Source organism: Mesorhizobium sp. LjNodule214, from assembly GCF_964252735.1.
GTDB lineage: Bacteria > Pseudomonadota > Alphaproteobacteria > Rhizobiales > Rhizobiaceae > Mesorhizobium.
Genome location: NZ_CAXUPE020000003.1, coordinates 172,350 through 194,215, shown reverse-complemented (window position 1 = coordinate 194,215; position 21,866 = coordinate 172,350). Strand labels below are relative to the sequence as shown.

At 65.1% G+C, this 21,866-nt stretch carries 22 protein-coding genes; 13 read left to right on the top strand and 9 right to left on the bottom strand.

Features of this window, described 5'->3' with window-relative positions; all coding sequences use genetic code 11:
• Positions 1-31: 31 nt before the first annotated feature.
• The gene (locus ACSQ3Z_RS26050; RefSeq protein WP_436175143.1) at positions 32-886 is read right to left on the bottom strand and encodes an aldo/keto reductase; all 855 of its coding nucleotides are present in this window, start codon (positions 884-886) and stop codon (positions 32-34) included.
• A 243-nt stretch (positions 887-1,129) separates the two neighbouring features.
• Between ACSQ3Z_RS26050 and ACSQ3Z_RS26045 the strand changes: the two genes are divergently transcribed.
• Positions 1,130-1,339 carry a hypothetical protein gene (locus ACSQ3Z_RS26045; RefSeq protein WP_436174171.1) on the top strand — a complete coding sequence of 70 codons (210 nt, stop codon included), beginning with the start codon at positions 1,130-1,132 and terminating at the stop codon, positions 1,337-1,339.
• Positions 1,340-1,367: 28 nt separating this feature from the next.
• On the opposite strand, the gene ACSQ3Z_RS26040 is transcribed toward ACSQ3Z_RS26045, so the two are convergent.
• Complete coding sequence (locus ACSQ3Z_RS26040; protein ID WP_436174170.1) at positions 1,368-2,000, bottom strand: TetR/AcrR family transcriptional regulator; 633 nt, start codon at positions 1,998-2,000, stop codon at positions 1,368-1,370.
• A 517-nt stretch (positions 2,001-2,517) separates the two neighbouring features.
• Between ACSQ3Z_RS26040 and ACSQ3Z_RS26035 the strand changes: the two genes are divergently transcribed.
• The 3 genes from ACSQ3Z_RS26035 to ACSQ3Z_RS26025 are packed head-to-tail and all read left to right on the top strand — an operon-like array spanning position 2,518 to position 6,280.
• Positions 2,518-3,003 carry a (2Fe-2S)-binding protein gene (locus ACSQ3Z_RS26035; protein WP_436174169.1) on the top strand — a complete coding sequence of 162 codons (486 nt, stop codon included), beginning with the start codon at positions 2,518-2,520 and terminating at the stop codon, positions 3,001-3,003.
• Positions 3,000-3,983, top strand: coding sequence for an FAD binding domain-containing protein (locus tag ACSQ3Z_RS26030; RefSeq protein WP_436174168.1), 984 nt, complete (start codon positions 3,000-3,002; stop codon positions 3,981-3,983). The genes ACSQ3Z_RS26035 and ACSQ3Z_RS26030 overlap by 4 nt, the downstream gene beginning before the upstream one ends.
• Entirely contained in the window at positions 3,980-6,280 is a 2,301-nt protein-coding gene (locus ACSQ3Z_RS26025) for a xanthine dehydrogenase family protein molybdopterin-binding subunit (RefSeq protein WP_436174167.1), read from the top strand. Before ACSQ3Z_RS26030 ends, ACSQ3Z_RS26025 begins: the two co-directional genes overlap by 4 nt.
• 69 nt (positions 6,281-6,349) lie before the next feature.
• Here the strand turns inward: ACSQ3Z_RS26025 and ACSQ3Z_RS26020 are convergent, their stop codons facing one another.
• Both ACSQ3Z_RS26020 and ACSQ3Z_RS26015 read right to left on the bottom strand, forming a co-directional pair.
• Entirely contained in the window at positions 6,350-7,114 is a 765-nt protein-coding gene (locus tag ACSQ3Z_RS26020) for a slipin family protein (RefSeq protein ID WP_436174166.1), read from the bottom strand.
• A complete protein-coding gene (locus ACSQ3Z_RS26015) occupies positions 7,111-8,475 on the bottom strand; it encodes an NfeD family protein (RefSeq protein WP_436174165.1) in 1,365 nt (454 codons plus the stop codon). The genes ACSQ3Z_RS26020 and ACSQ3Z_RS26015 overlap by 4 nt, the downstream gene beginning before the upstream one ends.
• Positions 8,476-8,686: 211 nt before the next feature.
• On the opposite strand from ACSQ3Z_RS26015, the gene ACSQ3Z_RS26010 reads away from it, so the two are divergent.
• Both ACSQ3Z_RS26010 and ACSQ3Z_RS26005 read left to right on the top strand, forming a co-directional pair.
• On the top strand, positions 8,687-9,169 hold the full coding sequence (locus ACSQ3Z_RS26010) for a hypothetical protein (protein ID WP_436174164.1): 483 nt from the start codon (positions 8,687-8,689) through the stop codon (positions 9,167-9,169).
• Between the two features lie 234 nt (positions 9,170-9,403).
• Positions 9,404-9,697 carry a hypothetical protein gene (locus ACSQ3Z_RS26005; RefSeq protein ID WP_436174163.1) on the top strand — a complete coding sequence of 98 codons (294 nt, stop codon included), beginning with the start codon at positions 9,404-9,406 and terminating at the stop codon, positions 9,695-9,697.
• Between the two features lie 34 nt (positions 9,698-9,731).
• Here ACSQ3Z_RS26005 and ACSQ3Z_RS26000 read toward each other — a convergent pair whose 3' ends face one another.
• The 5 genes from ACSQ3Z_RS26000 to ACSQ3Z_RS25980 all read right to left on the bottom strand — a co-directional run bounded on the left by ACSQ3Z_RS26000 (position 9,732) and on the right by ACSQ3Z_RS25980 (position 14,448).
• On the bottom strand, positions 9,732-11,270 hold the full coding sequence (locus ACSQ3Z_RS26000) for a winged helix-turn-helix domain-containing tetratricopeptide repeat protein (protein ID WP_436174162.1): 1,539 nt from the start codon (positions 11,268-11,270) through the stop codon (positions 9,732-9,734).
• A gap of 100 nt (positions 11,271-11,370) precedes the next feature.
• Positions 11,371-12,108, bottom strand: a complete 738-nt coding sequence (locus tag ACSQ3Z_RS25995; RefSeq protein ID WP_436174161.1) for a class I SAM-dependent methyltransferase — start codon at positions 12,106-12,108, stop codon at positions 11,371-11,373.
• 238 nt (positions 12,109-12,346) lie between these two features.
• Positions 12,347-12,757 (bottom strand): TadE/TadG family type IV pilus assembly protein, encoded by a 411-nt coding sequence (locus tag ACSQ3Z_RS25990; RefSeq protein ID WP_436174160.1) that lies wholly within the window; start codon positions 12,755-12,757, stop codon positions 12,347-12,349.
• Entirely contained in the window at positions 12,747-13,187 is a 441-nt protein-coding gene (locus ACSQ3Z_RS25985) for a TadE/TadG family type IV pilus assembly protein (protein WP_436174159.1), read from the bottom strand. Before ACSQ3Z_RS25985 ends, ACSQ3Z_RS25990 begins: the two co-directional genes overlap by 11 nt.
• A 4-nt stretch (positions 13,188-13,191) precedes the next feature.
• Positions 13,192-14,448, bottom strand: a complete 1,257-nt coding sequence (locus ACSQ3Z_RS25980) for a pilus assembly protein TadG-related protein (protein ID WP_436174158.1) — start codon at positions 14,446-14,448, stop codon at positions 13,192-13,194.
• 450 nt (positions 14,449-14,898) lie between these two features.
• On the opposite strand from ACSQ3Z_RS25980, the gene ACSQ3Z_RS25975 reads away from it, so the two are divergent.
• From ACSQ3Z_RS25975 to ACSQ3Z_RS25945, 7 genes are all read left to right on the top strand, one after another.
• A complete protein-coding gene (locus tag ACSQ3Z_RS25975; protein WP_436174157.1) occupies positions 14,899-15,174 on the top strand; it encodes a hypothetical protein in 276 nt (91 codons plus the stop codon).
• An 888-nt stretch (positions 15,175-16,062) separates the two neighbouring features.
• Positions 16,063-16,662 carry a CDP-alcohol phosphatidyltransferase family protein gene (locus ACSQ3Z_RS25970; protein WP_436174156.1) on the top strand — a complete coding sequence of 200 codons (600 nt, stop codon included), beginning with the start codon at positions 16,063-16,065 and terminating at the stop codon, positions 16,660-16,662.
• A 20-nt stretch (positions 16,663-16,682) separates the two neighbouring features.
• Positions 16,683-18,461, top strand: coding sequence for a bifunctional alpha/beta hydrolase/class I SAM-dependent methyltransferase (locus ACSQ3Z_RS25965; protein ID WP_436175142.1), 1,779 nt, complete (start codon positions 16,683-16,685; stop codon positions 18,459-18,461).
• A 2-nt stretch (positions 18,462-18,463) separates the two neighbouring features.
• On the top strand, positions 18,464-19,810 hold the full coding sequence (locus ACSQ3Z_RS25960; protein ID WP_436174155.1) for a phosphatase PAP2/dual specificity phosphatase family protein: 1,347 nt from the start codon (positions 18,464-18,466) through the stop codon (positions 19,808-19,810).
• Positions 19,807-20,241 (top strand): hypothetical protein, encoded by a 435-nt coding sequence (locus ACSQ3Z_RS25955; RefSeq protein WP_436174154.1) that lies wholly within the window; start codon positions 19,807-19,809, stop codon positions 20,239-20,241. Before ACSQ3Z_RS25960 ends, ACSQ3Z_RS25955 begins: the two co-directional genes overlap by 4 nt.
• Before the next feature lie 8 nt (positions 20,242-20,249).
• Positions 20,250-20,918 (top strand): lysophospholipid acyltransferase family protein, encoded by a 669-nt coding sequence (locus ACSQ3Z_RS25950; protein ID WP_436174153.1) that lies wholly within the window; start codon positions 20,250-20,252, stop codon positions 20,916-20,918.
• Between the two features lie 14 nt (positions 20,919-20,932).
• Positions 20,933-21,862, top strand: coding sequence for a phosphatidate cytidylyltransferase (locus ACSQ3Z_RS25945; protein ID WP_436175141.1), 930 nt, complete (start codon positions 20,933-20,935; stop codon positions 21,860-21,862).
• Positions 21,863-21,866: the final 4 nt, after the last annotated feature.

Here is a 21,866-nt window from a genome sequence, read left to right as displayed (position 1 = left end):
CCCCCCACAAGGGGAGAAGGGAGAGTGCAGCTCAGAACAAAAACGCGGCCGTCGCTGGATTCGCCCCGTTGCGGCCGTCAGGTGAATCCATGCCGCCGATTGTCTCGAGGTCTTTCGCGTCCAGCTCGAAATCGAAGACATCGAAATTGGCGGCGATGCGGTCCTGGTGGTTCGACTTCGGAATGACGATCAGCCCTTCCTGAAGGTGCCACCGGATGATGATTTGCGCCACCGACTTGCCATGCTTCCTGGCAATGCCCGTCAGCGTCGGATCGCTCAACAGCCGGCCGCTGCCCAGCGGGCTCCAGCTTTCGATGCGGATGTTGCGCCTGGCGTGAAAATCCCTGGCGTCGCCCTGCTGGAAGCGGGGATGCAGCTCGATCTGGTTGACGACCGGGGTCACTCCGGTCTCGCCGATGATGCGTTCCAGATGGTCCTGGTTGAAATTCGAAACGCCGATCGATTTGACCCGGCCGGCTCGCCTGAGTTCGACCAACGTCTTCCAGGCCTCGACATATTTGCCCTGGCTGGGCACCGGCCAGTGGATCAGGAACAGGTCGAGCTGCTCGATGCCGAGCTTCTCCATTGTCTCGTCGAAAGCACGCAACGCCGCGTCGCGCTGATGCGCGCCATTGCGCAGCTTCGAGGTGATGAACAGCTCGCCTCTCGGCACGCCAGTCTTGCGGATCGCCTGCCCGACCCCTTCCTCGTTCTGGTAACCTTCGGCGGTGTCGATCAGCCTGTAGCCGGCCTCGATCCCCCAGCCCACCACCTCGGCGGTGACGGACGGATCGACCTGCCACACGCCGAGGCCGAGTTGGGGAATGGCGAAGCCGTCATTCAGCGTAATCAGGTCAGGCTTATTCAGGGTCATCTGTTCAGGCATCATCAGGTCCTTCTGCAACCGCCCAGCGCAGGCCTTATCTAGGCACTGCGGCCGCCAAGGCCAGTCACCATCAACGGAAAGTGCGGCGGGACCGCCGCCGGAAGGCCGCTGCTCCCTCAGTGCCTTCCATTTCGACCGCAGCGGAACTTTTTGCATGGCTAATGTTTTCTTAACCACGCACCCGACGTTTCCACCGGGCGCGCGCTGCAATATCGTTGCGAAAACGTCCGCTTGGGAGGCGTCATGGCGATTCGCCGAAAAGCTCAGGAAGCCGGTATTTTCGATCCGTCCGAATTGGCTTTGCTGGCGAGGGTCTTCGAACGGCTGAAACTCGAAAGCGATGCGCCCGATCGTCTCGAGGGGCTGGCGTCGCGCATTCTTGCCAACTACATGGCCGGCATCCTCGACGAGGCGGAACTTGTCTCGTTGTCAAGGCAGCCGCTGGGACGATAGGCGGATCGAGGCGCTCACCGCCCGAATGTCAGGCAGGCTCGATACCTCTCCCTTTCGCCCCGAACCTCAGTCCATCCATCAAGAGCTTGACCAGACGGCGCGAGCGGTCGCGCCAATCCTTGGTGTCGGGGGCGGAATAGATGCCACCCAGCGCGTGCAGCACGTCGGAGGCGTCGACGTCCCCGCGGATCGAGCCGTCGGCGACCGCCGCTTCGACCAGCCGGCGCAGGGCGAGCGAGACCCGGCCCGACATGTCGGAGAACAGGGTCGAGTTGGTGGTGAGCAGGATGCGCAGGCTGGTCGAGAGCCCGCGCTTGGTGGCGATGTAGTCGACGAAGCGCTGCATCCATTGTTCGAGCGCGACATCGGGCGGATGGTGAAGCGCAAGCTCGTCGGCGGCATGGCAGAGCCCCTCCACCTCGCGGCGGTAGACGATTTCGACCAGATGCTCGCGGGTCGGAAAATGCCGGTAGAGCGTGCCGATGCCGACGCCGGCCTGGCGGGCGATCTCCTCCAGCGAGGCATCGACGCCATTTTGGGCAAAGGCGGCCGCCGCCACCTCGACCAGCCGGTCGCGGTTGCGCTGCGCATCGGCACGCAGCGGCTTTTGCGCTGCGGCGGGTGCCTTGTCCTCGGCGGTTTCTGGCGGCTCTAAAGCCAATTTTGTCTCCACATGCAATTCGGGGCTTGAACCCAGGCGGGTCAGCCCCCACGTAATAAACGGAGGCGCCTCCGTTTTAGTGGAGCACCTTTATCATATAATCAGGGGAACCGGTATGTCACGTGCTGAGACGTTGAAGGCCAGAACTTCCTCTGCCCGCTGGAGAGTGGCGAAGGTCGAGGATTTGCCAATCTCCCCCCTCGTGGGGGAGATGTCCGGCAGGACAGAGAGGGGCGCGAAGGATCGCTGGCCTTCCGTCAAACCCTTCGAGCGCCGGGAACCTAACCAGAGAGCGGCACGCCATCGGATGATAGGTCGGCGGGACAGCGCCCCCTCTGCCCCGCCGGGCATCTCCCCCACAAGGGGGGAGATTGGCTCTCCGCCGCTTTCGCCAATCGCCAACCTCTGCCGGCTGCCAGCAATTGCAGTCGCCCCTAGCCATCTGACGCCCTTGCCGTCCCCCCGGTAGGGCACCAGATCATTCCCCTAGCGTCAAGCAACTGGAGCCAGACGCCTCATGACAAGCCAAACCACCATTCCCATCCACCTCACCATCAACGGCCATGATCATTCGCTGGAAGTCGAGCCGCGCGTCACCCTGCTCGATGCGCTGCGCGACCGCCTCGACCTGACCGGCACCAAGAAGGGCTGCGACCAGGGCCAGTGCGGCGCCTGCACCGTGCATGTCGACGGCGAGCGCGTGCTCGCCTGCCTCACCCTTGCCGCACAAGTCGAAGGCCGTGCGATCACCACCATCGAAGGGCTCGCGGCGGAAGACGGCACGCTCTCCGCCGTGCAGGCCGCTTTCCTTGAACAGGACGCCTTCCAGTGCGGCTATTGCACGCCGGGCCAGATCATGTCGGCGGTGGCCTGCATCCGCGAGGGCCATGCCGGCTCGGACGAGGAAATCCGCGAATACATGGCTGGCAATCTCTGCCGCTGCGGCGCCTATCCGCACATCGTCGCCGCCGTTCGCCAGGCAGCTATGGAGGTCCAGTCATGAGGGATTTTTCCTATCTTCGCGCCACCTCGCCCGACGCCGTACGTGAAGCGGCCGCCCTGCCTGGCGCCATGCTGCTTGCCGGCGGCACGACGCTGATCGACCTCGCCAAGTGCGGCGTCGCCGAGCCCGATACGCTGGTCGACATCAGCCACCTCAAGGGACTGGATGCGATCGAGGTCGACGAGTACGGCGCCAGGCTGGGCGCGCTGGCAAAAATGAGCCAGGTCGCCGGCCATGACGGCATCAAGAGCCGCTTCCCGGCCGTCTCGGAGGCGCTGTGGCAAGCGGCTTCGGCGCAGATCCGCAACATGGCGAGCATCGGCGGCAATCTGATGCAGCGCACGCGCTGCCCCTATTTCCGCGACCCGGCCAATTTTTCCGCCTGCAACAAGCGAGAGCCGGGCAGCGGCTGCTCGGCGATCGGCGGCGTCACCCGCGGCCATGCCGTGCTCGGCACCAGCGAGGCCTGCATCGCCATGTATCCCGGCGATCTCGCGGTGGCCCTCGTCGCCTTGGACGCGACCGTCCATCTCGGCGAGCGCCAGCTCTCCGTCGACGACTTTTTTCTCCTGCCGGGCAGCACCCCCGACAAGGAACACACGATCCACCCCGGCGAGATGATCACCGCGATCAGCATTCCGGCATCCGCCGCCGCGCGGCGTTCGACCTATCTGAAGGTCCGCGACCGCCAGTCCTACGAGTTCGCCGCGGCCAGCGCCGCCGTCGGCATCGATTTCGAGGCTGACGGCCGCACCATCAAGGATCTGCGCGTCGCACTCGGCGGCGTCGCCACAAAACCGTGGCGGGCGCGGGCCGTGGAAGAAGCGCTCAAAGGCAAGGCGCTGGCGGAAGACGCGGTCCGCCGCGCCAGCCTGCTCGCCGTCGAGGGCGCCGTCGACCATGGCGCCAACCACTACAAGATCGAACTCGCGCCGCGCGTCGTCGCCCGCGCCATCCTCAAGACGGGAGCCATGGCATGACCATTCACGACCTCAGAACCCGGCACGGCGACGCTTCGGACGGCAGCGCCGATCAGGTCGGCGGGCGGCTGTCGCGCGTCGACGGCCCGGCCAAGATCACCGGTGCGGCAAAATACGCGGTCGAGCAGCAGCTTGAAGGGCTGGTGCATGCCGTGCTGGTCGAAAGCACAATTCCCGCCGGCAAGGTGCGCGCGATCGACACGGCAGCGGCGGAAAGCATGCCCGGCGTGCTTCTGGTGCTGACGCCGGACATCATCCCGCCGCTGAAGACGGCATCGGACTGGTTCGGCACGCCGCCGCCGGATGTGCCCTATTGCCCGCTGGGGCGCGACATTTCGTTCAGCGGCCAGCATGTCGCGGCGGTGGTCGCCGAAAGCTTCGAGCAGGCGGTTGCGGCGGCGGCATTGGTCAAGGTCAGCTATGACGAAGCACCGGCCGTGGCCGACCTCAGCGACGCCATGGCCGGCGACGGCATTCCGATCGACATGATGACCAAGGAATGGGGCGAGGCCGAAGCGGCCTTCGCGGCGGCACCCGTCCGCATCTGCGCCGCCTACAACACGCCGCGCGAATACCAGGCGCCGATGGAGCCGCATGGGCTGATCGCCGCCTGGCAAGGTGACCGGCTGACCGTCTGGGAGCCAAGCCAGTGGCTGGACGGCATGGCGCGCACCTATGCCGAATGGTTCGCCATCCCGTTCGAAAATGTGCGGCTGGTCTCACCCTATATTGGCGGCGGTTTCGGCTCCAAGGCGTTGGCACTGTCACATGGCGCGGTGGCGGCGAGTGCCGCAAAGATGCTCGGACGGCCGGTGAGGCTTGTCATGAGCCGGCCGCAGACCTTCACCGGCTATGGCGGCCGGGCGGCGACGCGGCAGACCGTGACGCTCGGCGCCGACCGCGACGGAAAAATCCAGTCGATCGTGCATCGCGGCGTCAACGAAACCTCGATGGACGGGATGTGGGTCGAGCCGCTGGGCTCCGTCACCTCGATCATGTACGCGACGCCGAACTTTTCCTCGAAGCAGAATGTCGTGCGGGTGAATTCGGTGGTGCCAGGCGCGATGCGCGCGCCGGGCGAAAACCCGAGCGCTTTCGGCATCGAAAGCGCCATCGACGAGCTCGCCTACGAGGTCGGCATCGATCCGCTGGAAATCCGGCTCAGGAACTATGCCGAGCAGGATCCGCATGCCAGGAAGGCCTGGTCGACAAGGCAGTTACGCGAGGCCTTCGCGGTCGGCGCAGAAGCCTTCGGCTGGTCGAAGCGCAGCCCTCAACCGCGCTCGATGCGCGACGGCAACCAGCTGATCGGCTGGGGCGTCGCCGCCGGCACCTATCCGGTGCGGCGCGCCTATGGCGAGGCTTTGGTGCGTATCCTTGCCGACGGTACGGTCGAGGTCGAAAGCTCGTCGATCGACATGGGCCAGGGCACTTACACGATCCTGGCGCAGACGGCTGCCGAGACGCTCGGCGTGCCGGCGGACAGTGTCGTGGTCAAGCTCGGCGATTCGCGCTTTGCGCGCGCCGGCGTCACCGGCGGCTCGCGGCTCGCCGGCATCATGACCGGCGCCGTGCACAAGGCGGCCGGCGCAGCACTTGACCAGCTGGTGGGCCTGGCCATCTCCGATCCGCGCTCGCCTTTCCATGCGCTGCAGGCCAACACGCTGGTGGTCAAGGGCGGTCGCATCGCCTCGCCGCGCGGCGACGGACCGGAGGTTTCGATCGCCGAATTGCTGGCCAGCGTCGGGGCCGACCAGATCGAGGCCAAGGGCGATACCATGCCGGCCAATTCGACCGCCGAGGATCGCTACAAGGCCTACACCACCATCGCCACGCCGCTGTCGCACACCGATGGCGACTATTCCCGGCACAGCTGGTGCGCGCATTTCATCGAGGTGCGCGTCGACGAGGATTTCGGCACGGTGCGCGTGTCACGCGTGGTGTCGGCGCTGGATTCGGGCCGGCTCTACAATCCGAAGCTGGCCGAAAGCCAGTGGAAGGGCGGCATCATCATGGGCATCGGCCAGGCGCTGCTGGAAGAAGGCATCGTCGACCGCCGCCACGGCCGCATCGTCAACAACAACCTTGCCGACTATCTGGTGCCGACCAATGCCGACATCCCCGACATCGAGGTGATCTCGGTCGGCATCCCCGACCTGCATTCGTCAGTGCTCGGCGGCAAGGGCGTCGGCGAGCTGGCCATTGTCGGGGTGGCGCCGGCGATCGCAAATGCGGTGTTCCACGCCACGGGGAAAAGGGTGCGGGATTTGCCGATCACGCTGGAGAAGCTGATCTAGAGGTGATGGAGCAGCCGATCTCCCCGTTGCGGGGAGATCGGCTGCCGTCTTGGCCTTCCCCAATCTTGACTACTTTGCCCCACCCTGCCCCTTCAAAAACTGGCTGAGCAAATCCACCGGCAGCGGAAACACCACCGTGGACGAGCGTTCGCCGGCGATGTCGTGCAGGGCTTCGAAATAGCGCAGCTGCATGGCTTGCGGTTCGGCGGCCAGCATGCGGCCGGCCTCGACCAGCTTTGCCGCCGCCTGCTGCTCGCCATCGGCATTGATCACCTTGGCGCGGCGCAGCCGCTCGGCCTCGGCCTGCTTGGCGATGGCGCGGACCATGCTTTCGTTCAGGTCGACATGCTTGATCTCGACATTGGAGACCTTGATACCCCAGGCATCGGTGCGCTGGTCGAGGATCTCCTGTACGTCGTTGTTGAGCTTGTCGCGCTCGGCCAGCATCTCGTCCAGCTCGTGCTTGCCGAGCACAGAGCGCAGCGTGGTCTGCGCCAGCTGGTTGGTGGCGGCCATGAAGTCCTCGACCTGGATGATCGCCCGCTCGGCATCGACGATGCGGAAATAGAGCACCGCGTTGACCTTCACCGAAACATTGTCACGCGAGATGACATCCTGCGGCGGCACATCCTGGACCACGACGCGCAGGTCGACCCGCACGATCTGCTGGATGAAGGGGACGAGGATGATGAGGCCAGGCCCCTTGACCCCGGTGAAGCGGCCGAGCGTGAAGACCACGCCCCGCTGATATTCCCTGAGAATGCGGATGGCCGCGGACAGGAACATGACCACGACCAGAGCGAGTACCAGGTAGGCCACGTAACCAACCATCATTGTCTTGCTCCATTCTGTCCCGCATCGCGGCGCCGCACCGTCAGCACGAGGTCGCTGACACCGGTCACCTCGACGCTGTCGCCCGGTGCGATGGGCTCGTTGGCCCTCGCCCGCCAGCGCTCGCCTAAAGCCAGCACATGGCCCTCGTCGCCCTGCCAGTCGAGGATCTCGACGGGGAGTCCGCGCATGGCCTCGCCGCCGACACGCGGCAGGCTCCGGCGCGCCGCCCACAGATAGCTGCCGGTGAGCAGCGCCAGGCCAAGCGTCAGGGCGGCGGCGGCGCCGATGACCGCCCATGACATTTCGAAGCCGGGACCTTCGACCTTGAGCAGCATGGCGGCGCCAAGCAGAAAGGCGCTCACGCCACCCAGCCCCAGCACCACGGTGGGGTTGAAAGCCTCGACGGCAAGGAAGGCGATGCCGAGCAGCATCAGGGCAAGGCCGGCATAGTTGATCGGCAGGAGATTGAGCGCGTAGAGCCCGAGCACGAGGCAGATCGTGCCGACCACACCGGGCGCCACTGCGCCGGGGCTGGTGAACTCGAAGACGATGCCGTAGATGCCGACCAGCATCAGGATGACGGCGACGTTCGGATCGGTGATGACGGAGAGAAGCCGGATGAACCAGCCGGGCTCCAGCGTCTCGACCGGCAGCCCTTTCGTCGCCAGTGTCCTTTTGGCGCCGGCCGCCTCTACGGTGCGCCCATCCGCCAGTTGCAGCAGCTCGGTCGTGTCGCGGGCGACGAAATCGATGACGTGCTCCTGCAATGCTCCGTTGGCCGACAGGCTCGCCGCTTCGCGCACGGCCTTTTCGCCCCAGTCGCCATTGCGCCCGCGCAGTTCGGCGAGCGAGCGGATCAGGGCGACCGCGTCATTGGTCACCTTGGTCGTCATCGCGTCGGCGGCCGGACCGGTGCTCTTGTCGTCCTTCTCCTTGTCGCCGCCCGGCAGCGACGGCAGCCCGCCCATCTCAACCGGTGTCGCTGCACCCAGATTGGTTCCGGGCGCCATCGCCGCCACATGGGTGGCATACAGGATATAGGTGCCGGCACTCGCCGCATGGCCACCGGCCGGCGCGACATAGCCGATGACGGGGACCGGTGAAGCCAGGATGTCGGCGATCATCTCGCGCATCGAGGTGACCAGTCCGCCCGGCGTATCGAGCTGAAGGATGAGGACTTCGGCGTCCCGCTTGGCGGCGACGTTGAGCGCTTCCTCGAGCTGCCTTGTGCTTGCCGGCCCGATGGCGCCGTCGATCGCAACGCTCAGCGCGACTTCCTCGCTCCCGGCCGATGAGAAGGGAGAAACGACAGAAGCGGCGACGAAGGCCGCGGCAAGAAGGGCCACCCGCGCGAAGGTCACGCTCAAAGCTCCATGGATTCAATATGGGTTGTATTCTGGCGAAGTCCATGAGGGCGGTGGTGATTGGCGAAGGCGGCTGAGCAAGTGATCTCCCCCCTCGAGGAGGGAGATCGGCTGTCGCTTCGGCTTTCGCCAATCTGCTTTGCGAATAATGCCAGTTCTGTATGATCGCCATGTGGCCGCAGATGCCTGCACGGCCTGGGAGGGGATCATGCGAAGCGGATTGGCGATAGTCATCGCGGCGGTCGCGCTGCAAATCGCGCAGCCGGCGCTTGCCGCACCTTGCGGCTGGACGGCGAAGATGGAGGAAGACGAGGGCGGCAGCGTGCTGACGGCGTCGGTGTGCGGCGGACCCAAGGCCGGCGCGCATCTGATGCTCACCTGTTTCGGCAAGCCGACATTCAGCTATGATCTGGGCGAGAATGGTCCGCAGCTGGAACCCGGCATCAGCGCTTCGTTCGTGTTCCGGGCCGACGGCAAGGCCGTGACCAAGACGCTCGTACTCGAGGCGATGTACAATTACTTCACCGTGCAGATAGACCGCGCCGACCCGCTGCTGGCCCTGTTGCGCGCCAAGGACGAAGTGGCCGTCGCCTCGGACAAATATGGCGAGAACAGGTTTCCGCTTACGGGCTCAACCGCCGCCATCGGCAAGGTGCTGGCCGGGTGCGGCAAGGCCTCTTCCGGGGACTGAAGCCGGCAAGCGCGATTGGCGAAAGCCGGAATGCGCCCTTCGAGGGGGAGATTGCTCTGGCGAAGCATCGCGGCCCTTGCCTTATCGGCGCTCGCGGCGCCTCCCCGAACGCGGCTTGCGGATTTCGCCGCAATTTCCCTGAAGTTTCGTCGGCGCGTCACGATCTCCGGCCCAGCGCCGATTATCTTCGGTCTTGCTGTCACAGAGGACAGTTCGAGGACGGAGATCAAGGCCATGACCACGATCGTTTCCTTCATCGGCGCCGCGGCCGATTATCGACGCCGCTCTTCCCCTTCCCGGTATTCCCGGCTCACCACCACTGTTGTATCGGCGCTGTTGTGGCTGCCGCGCTTCTGGAAGGCCCGCGGCGAGCTCGCCGCACTTGCAGGCATGAGCGAATGCGAGCGCCGCGACATCGGCCTTACCGCCTTCGACATCGAAAACGCGCTCACGCTGCCCGTCGCGCGCGACCCCACGGAGGTGCTAGCGCGGATCGTGGATGATCGCCGCCATCGCCGCGAAAGCTGAGGCGCCGACGCCCCCGGGCCTAGCCGGCACCCAATCAGTCCGGCAGACCGGCCTCGCGCAGGCTGGCGGCGACGCGCTCGCGCGTGCCCGCCTCGAAAGGCAGCTGGTCCCAGATCTTGGCGACCGTCAGCCCCGGATGGCTTTCTAGCAGCCTGCCGCATGCGCGCCGTGCTTCGTCCTTACGGCCGGCATGGACCAGCGTCGTCACCAATTGGCGTAGCGCCCAGGTGGCACCAGGCTGCCGGCTGACCCCGCGCTGCGTCATGACCAATGCTTCCTCGTAGCGCGCGGCGATGAAATGGGCGGCGCCGATGCCGAGCTCGGCCATGTAGCCCATCGGGTCGCGCGGGCTCAGCCGTTCGAAATGCTCGAACTTCTCGATCGCCGCCTCCGGCCGCTCGCGATAGACATCCAGCCAGGCACTGCGCAGCCAGGCCCAGGCGGAATTCGGATCGAGCATGCGCGCCCGCGCCAGATGCATATCGGCGACATCGTAGTCGCGGGCAAAGGAATGCGCGGCGCCGAGCACGGCGAGCACCATCGCATCGTCGTTGGTGAGCGCCGCCGCCTTCTGCGCCAGGCGCAAGCCCTCCTCCTTGGATGCGGCCGGCGTCTCGGTCCAGTTGTAGGCGGCGCGTTGCTCATGCCACCAGGCGAGCAGCGAAAGCGCGAGCGGATAATCCGGCTCGATCTCGATCGCCCGGTCGAGCAGCGTCCCCGCCAGCTCATTCTGAGCCCGTTCGAGCGACCAGACGAGCGGAAAGGCGCGCAGCACGTAGTCGTAGGCGGCGAGGCTTTCCGGCCGCTTGCGCCGCGAACGCTCGATCTCGGCCGACAGGATGGAGGGCTGGATGGCGCCAACAACACTCTCCGCAAGCCGATCCTGCAGGTCGAAAACGTCGGCCATGGTTCCGTCATAGCGGTTGGCCCAGATCGTCTTGCCGGACGACTGATCGATGAGCTGTCCGGTGAGGCGGATGTGGTCGCCGGCCTTGCGAACGCTGCCGGTCAGCACGTAGCGCACGCCGAGTTCGGCTCCGGCCCGTTTCACGCCGTCGGCTTGCCCTTTGTAGGCGAAACTCGAATTGCGGGCAATGACGAACAGCCAGCGCATGCGCGACAGCGCCGTGATGATCTCGTCGACCATGCCGTCGGCGAAATAGTCCTGCGCCGGGTCGCCGCTCAGGTTCTCGAAGGGCAGCACCGCGATCGACGGTTTGTCGTCGGCGGCCCCCTTCCCGACCGCCGCCATGCCGCCATCCCCAACGCGGTGCACACGTTCCTCGTCGATCACATAGCCGCGCCGCAGCACGGTGCGGATGAGGCCATCAGCATCCGGCCCGAGCGCCTTGCGAATGTCCTTCATGCATTGGGTGAGGGAATCGTCGGAAACGGCGATGTTCGGCCAGACGGCGTTGACCAGTTCGTCCTTGCCGATGACGCGACCGGCATTCTCCAGCAAATAGACGAGCAGCGAGAGAGACTTGGCGCGCAGGTCGACGTCGAGCCCGCCCCTCTGCAGCCTGCCCTTGTGCAGATCGAGCCTGTGGCCGGAGAATTCGAATGTCGTCATGTCACCCTTCAAGGAGACGTCAACCAATTCGATCCGCGCGACGGCTAAAAGTCTATCACGGCCCTCGCACCTTCGAAGACATCATGCCCGATCCCCGACATCAAGGCTTTCGCCCGCTGAAGATGGCGTGGCCGGCGAACAGCCAGACGCAGTCGACTTCGGTGAAGCCCGCTTCCGCAAGCCAGGAAAGCTGCTCGGCCAGCGAGGACGGCTTGTCGATCGGCTCGCCGTCGAGGTTGCGGAAATAGTTCCAGCCGAGGCGGTTGAACTCGGCGAAGGCGGCGAGATCGCCGTCGATCGCCAGCGCCCGCGCGCGCACCGCCTCGTCCCATTGCCGCCCCGCGATGTCGAGCCCGCTTGCGCTCGGCGGGCGCACGATGTCGGCCACCACCAGCACACCGCCCGGCCTGAGCGCCGCCGCAAGGTCGGCAAACAGCGTCCGCTTCTCGTGGCTGTCGAGGTGGTGGATGGCAAGCGACGAGACGATCGCCTGCGGCGGTTCGGAAAAGGTCCGCCAGTAGCGCCGCCCCAGCTCGAACGCGGCCGTGGCCAGGCGGCCGGCCTGGTCGCGGCAGGTTTCTCGCGTCTGCTCCAGCATTTCCGCCGAGCCGTCGAGCGCCAGGACCCGGCAGTCTGCAAACCGCTCAAGGAGCGCGTGGCTGAGCAATCCCTCGCCGGAGCACAACTCGACCAGCAGGCCGCCCGGCGCGGGCGGCGGGATCAGGTCGACGATGATTTCGATCTGGCGTTCGCGTTCCGGGACGAAATAGCGCCCGTTGTCGAGGAAGCTGCGGGAATGGTTCTCGTCCCAGTGTCGTGTGCCTTGCGCGTCGGCCATGGAGCATCCTTCCATTTTCGACCACGCTGGCCGAAGCCTGCCTCGCTGTCATGATCCGCGGCCGAAATTCGGCTGAAATTGGCGTGAGGCGGCGCAAGCGCTGTTCGTGGTTGAATCGGGTGGCGACCAGCTTCCATCGGCAAGGTGCTGGCCGGGTGCGGTAAGGCTTCTTCCGACGATGGGGATTGAAACACCGGGTTGCCGCTAGATCGGCCGAGGCCTGGCCGCCTCGCGCCTCCTACGAGGCAACCAGCGGCACGGTGACGGTTGTCGTGTAGTTGATGGGGTACTGGTCGAAGTAGGGAAATTCGATGACGAAGGCATAGCTGGCGTTGACATGCGCCATCTTGAAGCCGCCGCTCGCCAGATCGGTGGTGATCGTGACGCTGACGTTCTTCAGGCCGAGCGCCTCAAGCTTCTGTTTCGCGATCGCCTGGATCTGGGACTCGGTCATCGTGTTGTTGAGCTGCAGGGAGCGCGCGGACGCCTCGAGCGCGTAGCGCACGCTGGACATGTTGTTCATCGACCAGCCGAAGGCGAAGATGCCGAACAGGAGCATGATCAGGAAAGGCGCGATCAGCGCGAATTCGAAAGCGGCGCCGCCCGAGGCATCGCCGGCAAACGCCCTGGCTCTCTGTTTAGCGGACACGGACCACCTGCTGATGGGAAATCGCGCTGTTGCCCGGGAAGACGCCGAAGGTGAAAGGCGGAACCCAGGTGCCCGACGCCTGGATCTGGACGAAGACCGAAGACACCTTCGGGCCCGCGCAGGTGGTCGTCGAAGTGACAACGGTCGTTCCGCACTTGTAGCTGCGGGTAACCGTGACCGCCGCATCGTCCGGTTTCTTTTCCCAGCTTGCCACCGCCGCGGCCTGGATGGCGTTGTCGTCGGTGGCGCCGGCCATCACCAGGTTCGCCGCCGTCTTCACGCCAGCCCGCATTGCCAGCGAACTTGTGACGTAGGACCAGCCGTCGGCGATGCCGAAGAGCACGGTGCACAGCACCGGCAGCACGATCGCGAATTCCACCGCGGCGGCGCCGGAGCGGTTCTTGCGGAAGCGGATCGCGAATGGCCCCATACCGCTACTCGACGATCTGCACGGCTTGGGCAGCCGGAATATTCTTCATTCCAAGGCTCGAACAGTCCTGCTTGATGGTCGTACTGCCGGACCACTGGATCGTGTCCGCAACCACCTGGGTGCAGCCATTAATGCCCGAGAAATTGCCGAGATAGTTGACCTGCTGCCTGGGGAAATAGATGGCCCCGGTCAAAAGCGAATTCGCGGTGCCGTTGAAGGTGCTCTCCGCCGCGGTCCCCGTCCTGTCGCCGTAGAACAGCATGCCGGAATAGGTGCCCGAGGTCGGCGCGCTCAGCGTCACCGTGGCATTGCCGTTCATGCTGACGGTGTTGCTGCCGGACATGAAGATGGTCACGCCGGTTCCGGAGACGACCGCGTTGGCGTTGACCTTCAAACTGCCCTCCACGACATAGACACCCGGAGAAAGCGTGACGTCGCCGTTGAGGGTCATGCCGCTGCAATAGGTGCCAGGCTGGAGCGTTTGCGAGGTTTTGTTGCCGTTGACGTTCTTGCACGGGTTCGAGGCCGTGGGCGTCGGCAGGCTGGAGAAGGGATCGGCCGCAGGCAAGGCCTGGGTAATCGGGGCCTTGCAGACCATCGTGGGTGTGTTGCCAAGCGAAACGCCGCCAACCGATATCAGGCAGTCAGTCTGGAGGGTCGCCGAGCCCTGAAGCTTGATGGCATCGCTGGCGATCGAATTCGACATGGTGACGCAGCCGGTCTGCTTGGGGCTGGTGTTGCCGGAAAAGAGCACCGCCTGCGAGGCCGACACATTGAGCGCTATGTTGCAGGCATAGGCGCCATCGGTGATGAGCGCCACCGCCCTCGCCCTTTCGGGAACCTGCCCCTGAACGAAGATCGAGGTGAAGATCCGGTCAAGGTTCCGGTTGAGGATCACCTCGACCGCCTTGTTGGCCGTGTTCGGCCCCGAGGTGGGCGGCGTGTGGACGACGATGGTGCCGGTGCCTAGTCCGTTCGAGGTGGCCGACTGGGTGGCGGCCGTCGTGATCGCCGCGGTGTCGGATCCCGTGATCTTCTCGAGCGCACCGGCATAGGCGGCGGCGTCCGCCGTCGCCTGCAGCTTCAGGCTCGAATAGTACCAGTAGGACGTCTCGACGCCGAGCCCCGCCCCGCCGACAACGACCGGCAAAGTCAGCGCGAAAACGACGGCGACGTTGCCGCCTGCGTCGGCGCGCAGGCAGCGGGAGACAAAGGTCGAAAAGGTATGCAGAAGCAGCAGCATGGCCATATAAGCAATCATGAATAAGCTAACTTATTCCTAAGGATTTGCCTCGATTTTCGTTCATCACCCAAATCGTCAGGGGATGACCACCCGCCATCGGGCCGGCGTTGCCGCACTTAAGCTGGCTGGCTTTTTGCCCCGCGCATCGTTTGGTGACGTGAGAGGCTGTAATTTGCGCCTCCCCGCAGCATCGCGAGAAACTTATTCCCGCCCGTCTCGTTTATGTTGTGAAGTATCGCCACCAGTCTGCTTCAGGTCTCCCCGACCACGAGAGGAGCTCAGTCCACCAATAACTATCGTTATCTCAACATATCTGGATCGTATTTCAGAATCTATTTCATAAATACCATATTCCAGAGCGCATACATTTGCAAAGCCTCTAAAATATTCGAAACTTTTCTTCATACAACTCGTTTCTTCCCTGCGATCGCAACCTGGACGATCCTTTTCAAACCGGAGGAATTTACCATGAACATAAAGGTGCTTTGCATGGGCGCGATGGCGCTTTCGATGGTGAGCGGCGCGGCGCTGGCCGGCACGCTCGACAGCCCGGAGAAGATGACCCCCTTCTTCACGGATAGCGGCATGAAGACCATGAAGCCGGATGCCGAGTTCAAGGCGTCCTGGATGGCCATGAGCGAGGAAGATCGTACCGCCATGTCGAAGGAATGCAGCGACGAGGGAATCGCCAAGGAGCACAACGACTTCTGCGCCATGACCAAGAAGCTGGGCGGCGCCAACTGAGCGCTTGTTGCAGCGGGACATTGTTCGGAAATGGCGGGCTCCGGACCGCCATTTCTGTCTTCGGTGCGCCAGCGCAGGGGCTTTGCGGCAGTGGCAACCCAAGGTCCCGGCGGCGAAGGACGCCAAAGGGAGCCGCCGGGAAAATACACCCAAAAAAAGTCAGGTTGAAAAGCCCGGCGCGGAGCGCGCCGGCCAGCGAAAAGTAAACCGGTTCAAGCGCCTGGATCAGGGCTGACGCAACGTTCCCTGCAACCGCCGAAAAGCCCGGAAAACCGGCTTTTCCGGATCCTCAATGCCAGCAATAGCGCGATCGCATGGCGCCCCAGGCGGCTGCCTAGAGACCGAAAATCCTCTGTTTCAGCCCCCACCAGGCGGCGTTGACAGGCGGCACCGCCAATGGATATTCGCACGGTTACGGGTCACGCCATATCCGTGGCTGTTGGGGACGGACGGGGTTTCAACAGCATTGGCGGCGGCGCCGGACGGGCGGGCACTTGCGCAGTGTTCCGCCCGCTCCTGGCCAGCCTTCTCCCTCGCGGGAAACTCAAGCCTCGATCAAGCCTTAGGGTTGGCGTCTGAAACGGGCGCGCCTGCCGTCACAGCGGACAGCCTTTCGCGCCGGGCCAGCGTCGGCTTGCTGTAGGCCTTTTTCATCGGCATCCCCTCTGCCAGAAACGATCGGCGAAAGTGACGCCGCGGCGCCCGCTTTGTCAAGCATTCGCTAAAGTACGAGTATGCTTACATTTGCGCCGCCGCGATGTTCGACAGCCACGGCGCCGTGATTTCCGGCGCCGCAACGGTACAGAAGACAGCGTAGCGCCGCCCCTTGCGTCTTGTCCGCCGATTGACCATCTTCGCCGGATTGAGGCACGGGTTGGGGAATCGCAGATGCCGACGCTCTATGCGTTGAAACCGGCCTTCCAGGCGAGGCTGAGGCCGTTTGCCGACTGGCTGGCAAGAACCGGCGTTACCGCCAACCAGATCACGCTTCTTGCTGCCGCAGTCTCTGTCGCCACCGGCCTTGTAGTCGCTGCCTTTGCCAGCCACCGCGCGGTGTTCCTGCTGATGCCGGCGGTGCTGTTCGCGCGCATGGCGCTCAACGCCATCGACGGCATGCTCGCCCGGGAGCATGGGCAAGCCTCCAGGCTCGGCATGTATCTCAACGAACTCTGCGACGTTGTTTCGGACCTGGCGTTGATCCTCGCCTTCGCCGTCGCCTTCCCTGTCTGGGGCGTCGGCGCCTTCGCGATTGCCGCGATCATCGTTGAATATGCCGGCGTGCTCGGCGTCGCGGCCGGCACGGGCCGCAACTATGCCGGCCCGTTCGGCAAGAGCGACCGGGCGCTGGCACTCGGTGTTATCGGCGTCCTCATCGCCTGCGGGCTGTGGGTGCAAGCCCTTACACCCTTTGTGTTTCCGGCCATGGCTACACTGTCGCTGGCGACCGCCATCAACCGGATACGCAGCGGCCTTAGAGGCGACCGATGACCAGCATCGAGGGGACCGCCATGCTTCACGAACAGAACATCACTGTCGCCGACGGGAAGCGGGTGGCCGAGGAGCGGACTTTCAGGACCCATGACGGCACGGAGATCTTCTATCGCTACTGGCCGGCCGTCGGGGAACCCGCCAAGGGCGCTATCCTGCTGTTCCATCGCGGCCACGAGCATGGCGGACGCATGGCGCATCTGGTCGACGAACTGGCCATGCCCGGCCATGCCTTCTACGCCTGGGACGCGCGCGGCAATGGCCGCTCGGCCGGCGAGCGCGGCTATGCGCCGTCCTTTGCCGCACTGGTGCGCGACATCGACTGTTTCGTGCGCGAGATCGGCAGGGATGGCTTTACCCAGCGCGACATAGCGCTGATCGCGCAATCCTTCGGCGCCGTGCTGACCGCCGCCTGGGTGCATGACTATGCGCCCGACATCCGCGCGATGGTGGTGGCCTCGCCGGCCTTTTCGGTCAAGCTCTACGTGCCCTTCGCCAAGGAGGGCATCGCGTTGTGGCAGAAGCTCAAGGGCCGCTTCTTCGTCAATTCCTACGTCAAGGCGAAGTTGCTGACGCATGATGCCGAGCGCATCGCCTCCTTCGAAGCCGATCCGCTGATCACGCGGCCGATCGCCTCCAACATCCTGGTTGAGCTTTACGCCCATGCCGCGCGCATCGTTTCCGACGCCCGCGCGATCACCGTGCCGACGCAGCTCCTGATCTCCGGCGCCGACTGGGTGGTACGGCACGGACCGCAGCACGAGTTCTTCGTCAACCTGGTGAGCCCCGCCAAGGAGCGGCATGTGCTGCCCGGCTTCTTCCACGACACGCTGGGCGAGCGCGACCGCAAGATGGCGCTCGACCTTATCCGGCCGTTCCTGGAAAAACAGTTCGTGGCGCCGGAGAAGGCGATAGACCTGACCGGCGCCGACCGCGCCGGCTACACGCGCGACGAGGCCGACCACCTTGCTTCGCCGCTGCCCTTGCTGTCGCCCAAGGGCCTCTACTGGGCCATGAGCCGCGCCTCGATCCGCATGGGCGCCTGGCTGTCGCCCGGCATGAAGACAGGCATCGCCACCGGCTTCGATTCCGGCTCGACGCTCGACTATGTCTATGAGAACGAGGCGCGCGGCATCGGCTTCATCGGCCGCATGATCGACCGCACCTTCCTCGACGCCATCGGCTGGCGCGGCATCCGCCAGCGCAAGCTCCACCTGGAAGAGCTGATCGGTAATGCTGTCGCAGCGCTCAAGGCGGCCGGCCGCCCCGTCAACATCGTCGACATCGCCGCCGGCCATGGCCGCTACGTGCTCGACGCCGTCGCCAAATGCGCCGAGCCGCCGGCGAGCGTGCGGCTGCAGGATTATTCCGACATCAATGTCGGGCTGGGCTCGAAGCTGATCGCCGACCGGAATTTGCCGACCAGCGTCTCTTTCCGCAAGGCCGACGCCTTCGACGCAAAAATGCTGGCCGCCATCAAGCCCGCGCCGGACCTTGCCATCGTCTCCGGGCTCTACGAACTGTTTGCCGACAATGCGATGATCGCGCGTTCGCTCGGCGGACTGGCCAGCGCCATGCAGCCCGGCGGCCTGCTGATCTACACCAACCAGCCCTGGCACCCACAGTTGGAGATGATTGCGCGCAGCCTGACTTCGCATCGCGGCGGCCAAGCCTGGGTGATGCGGCGGCGCTCGCAGGGCGAGATGGACCAGTTGGTGGCGGCTGCCGGCTTCGAGAAGATCGACCAGCGCATCGACCAATGGGGCATCTTCACCGTCTCGGTCGCGCGGCGCGTCTGAGCATGGCCGTGCCTGCCGCAGACCCTGCCCCTGCCCCCATTGCGGCCGAGCGGCTGAAAGATCCATTCGGCGCCATCCTGCTCAGGGCCGCGCTTTGGCTGGCACTGCTGGCGCCGCTGTTCTACTCAACCTATGGCTTCGCCAACTGGCTGGCGTCGCGGCGCGACGATGTCGGCAGCATCGTCTTCTGGTGGGAGCGCGACATCCCGTTCATGGCCTGGACGATCGTGCCTTACTGGTCGATCAATCTGTTCTACGGCCTGTCACTGCTGCTCAACGATACGAAGAACGGCGTCGACCGCCTTGCCGGCCGCTATCTGACGGCGCAGTTCGTCGCCGTCACCTGCTTCATCCTGTTCCCGCTGAAGGCGACCTTCGTGCGGCCCGAAACCTCTGGCCTGCCCGGTTTCCTGTTTGCGGTGCTCGGCGGCTTCGACAAGCCGTTCAACCAGGCGCCGTCGCTGCACATCGCGCTGCTGGTGATCATCTGGGACCACTGGCGTCAAAGATTGAGCGGCATCACCGGCGTCGTCTGGCACGTCTGGTGTTTCCTGATCGGCGCTTCGGTCCTGACAACCTGGCAGCATCATTTCATCGATATCCCGACCGGGGCGCTGCTCGGCTTTTTTGCGCTGTGGCTGTTCCCGGCCAAGGGCGAATTGCCTTTCGCCGGCTTCCGCCTGACCGCCGACCAGAAGGCCAGGCGGCTGGCGCGGTTTTATGCGCTGGGCGCGGCTCTGGCACTGGCGGGTGCTGCTTTGGGTGCTTTCGTCTCGGCCGTCGCGCTGATCCTTTTGTGGCCGGCTTTGACGTTGGCCATCGTCGCTTTCGCCTATGCCGGAGCCGGGGTCAAAGTGTTCCAGAAGGCCACCGACGGCACTGTGCCGCTGGCCAGCCGCATCGTGCTCTGGCCTTACCGGCTCGGCGCCCGGATCAATCTGTGGGCGTGGACACGAAAACTGCCGGCGCATGTGGCGGTCAGCGACGGCGTGTTCCTTGGCCGCTTTCCGACGACTCGCGAAGCCAGTGGCTTCGGCACGGTCGTTGACCTCGCCGCCGAACTGGAACGACCGCGCGGTAGTTCCTGCCGCTGGACCAGCCTTGCCATGCTCGACCTCGTGGCGCCGCCTGCAGACAGGCTTGCCGAAGCCATGCCTGCAATCGAGGCGGCGCGCAAGCACGGCACGGTGCTGGTCTGCTGCGCGCTCGGTTTCCAGCGTAGCGCCGGCGTCGTCGCCGGATGGCTGGTCGCCACCGGCCGCTCGCACACGGCAGCACAAGCACGGAAATTGCTCGCGGCATCCGGCCGTCCGGTGCACATTCATACCGGGGTGGACGAAGCGGCATGACCAGCAATGCCTATCAGGACAAGGCCGGCGCCTTCGCCGCTGGGCTGATGGTGCAGGCGGCGTGGCCGCTGCTGGTGATCGCGGCTTGCCTGCTTGCCACGCCCGTTATCGGGTTGACGACCGGGCCGCAGGCGATGCCGCTGTCAGCAGCGGCCTGGTTCGTGGCGGCGGTGGGCGCCCTGGCCACCCTCGCCTTCTCCACGCTCATCCTGTTCGACGCGCTGCTGTTCCGGCTGATGGCAAGTCACGACAATGAAGCAGCCGGCGGAGCGGCGGTCGACGATGTGCTGGCGCGCATGCGGCTGAAGCCGGCGCCTGCCGCTACCCGCTCGCTCGACCAGCGCATGGCGGGCACGCGCCGCCTGCTGATGAAGCAGCGCATCGCCTTTGCCCTGTTTGCGGCGGCGTCGCTCGTGGCGGCATTCCTATGAGCCCTTCGATGACCAAGCTCCACCTGCGCGCCAACACGTTTACCCTGCTGCAGACGGTGACCTCGGTCGGCCTGTCGGCGCTGGCCTGGGTGGTGACGGGGGTGCGGCCGATCTGGAACGGCAGCCAGCCGTCGGAGCGGCAGCGCATCTACTTCGCCAACCATGCCAGCCATGGCGACTTCATCCTGCTCTCGGCCTGCCTCAGCGAAAAGGTGCGGGCCCGCACCCATGCGGTGGCGGCGGCGGAGTACTGGGGCAAGTCGCGGCTGCGCCGCTACATCGCCGAGGACATGCTGTCGTCCGTGCTGATCCACCGGCAGTGGACCGACGAGGCGCAGAACCCGATCTCGATCATGCTCTCGGTGCTCGACCAGGGCCATTCGCTGATCCTCTTTCCCGAAGGCACCCGCAACACATCGGACGAGCCTCTGCTGCCGTTCCGCTCCGGCCTCTACAATCTGTCGATGGCGCGACCGGAGGTCGAGTTGATCCCGTGCTGGATCGAGAACATGTCGCGCGTGCTGCCCAAGGGTCAGTTCCTGCCGGTGCCGCTGCTCTGCCGCGTCGTCTTCGGCCCGGCTGTGACCATCGCGCCTGGCGAGGACCGCCGCGCCTTCCTCGAGCGCGCCCGTCAGACGCTGCTTGCGCTCAACCCCCGCCCGGATCGAGACGACTGATGCCATTGCCGCCGATGCATGAAACCATGATCCTGGTGATCGGCCTGGTCGGCGTGCTGACCACGGCCAGCCTCGTCGCCGGCATATTGTCGTGGCGGGCGCCGAAGCCGCTATCCTCGACGCTGGTCAACCTCACCCAGCGCATCAATGCCTGGTGGGTGATGGTGGTGGCGATCACCGTCGCCTTCTTCTTCGGCCGCACCGGCATGACCATCCTGTTCGCGCTGATCTCGTTTGCCGCACTGCGCGAATTCGTGACGCTGACGCACAGCCGGCGCAGCGACCACTGGGTGCTGCTCGGCATGTTCGGCATCATCATCCCGTTCCAGTACTGGCTGGTGTGGACCGCCTGGTACGGGCTCTTCACCATCTTCATCCCGGTCTACTGCTTCCTGCTGATGCCGGCGATCACCGCGCTTAACGGCGACACCGAGCGCTTCCTCGAGCGCGTCTCGGCGCAGCAATGGGCGGTGATGATCTCGGTCTACTGCGTCAGCCACGTGCCGGCGCTGCTGACGCTCAACGTACCCGGCTTCGAGGGCCGCAGCCTCTTGCTGATCGCCTTCCTGATCATCACCGTGCAAGGCAGCGACGTGCTGCAGTACATTTTCGGCAAGCTGTTCGGAAAACACCTGCTGTCGCCGGCCGTCTCGCCCTCAAAAACCTGGGAAGGGCTGCTCGGCGGGCTCGCGGCATCGAGCCTGCTCGGCGCGCTGCTGTCGTTCCTGACGCCGTTCTCGCCGCTGCAGGCCGCAGCCGTCGCCCTCGTCGCCTGCCTGATGGGATTTCTCGGCGGACTTGTCGCCTCGGCGATCAAGCGCGATCAGGGCGTTAAGGACTGGGGGCATCTGATCGAAGGCCATGGCGGCATGATGGATCGCGCCGACAGCCTGGTCTTCGCCGCCCCGGTGTTTTTTCACACGGTACGGTATTTCTGGACGTGAGGCG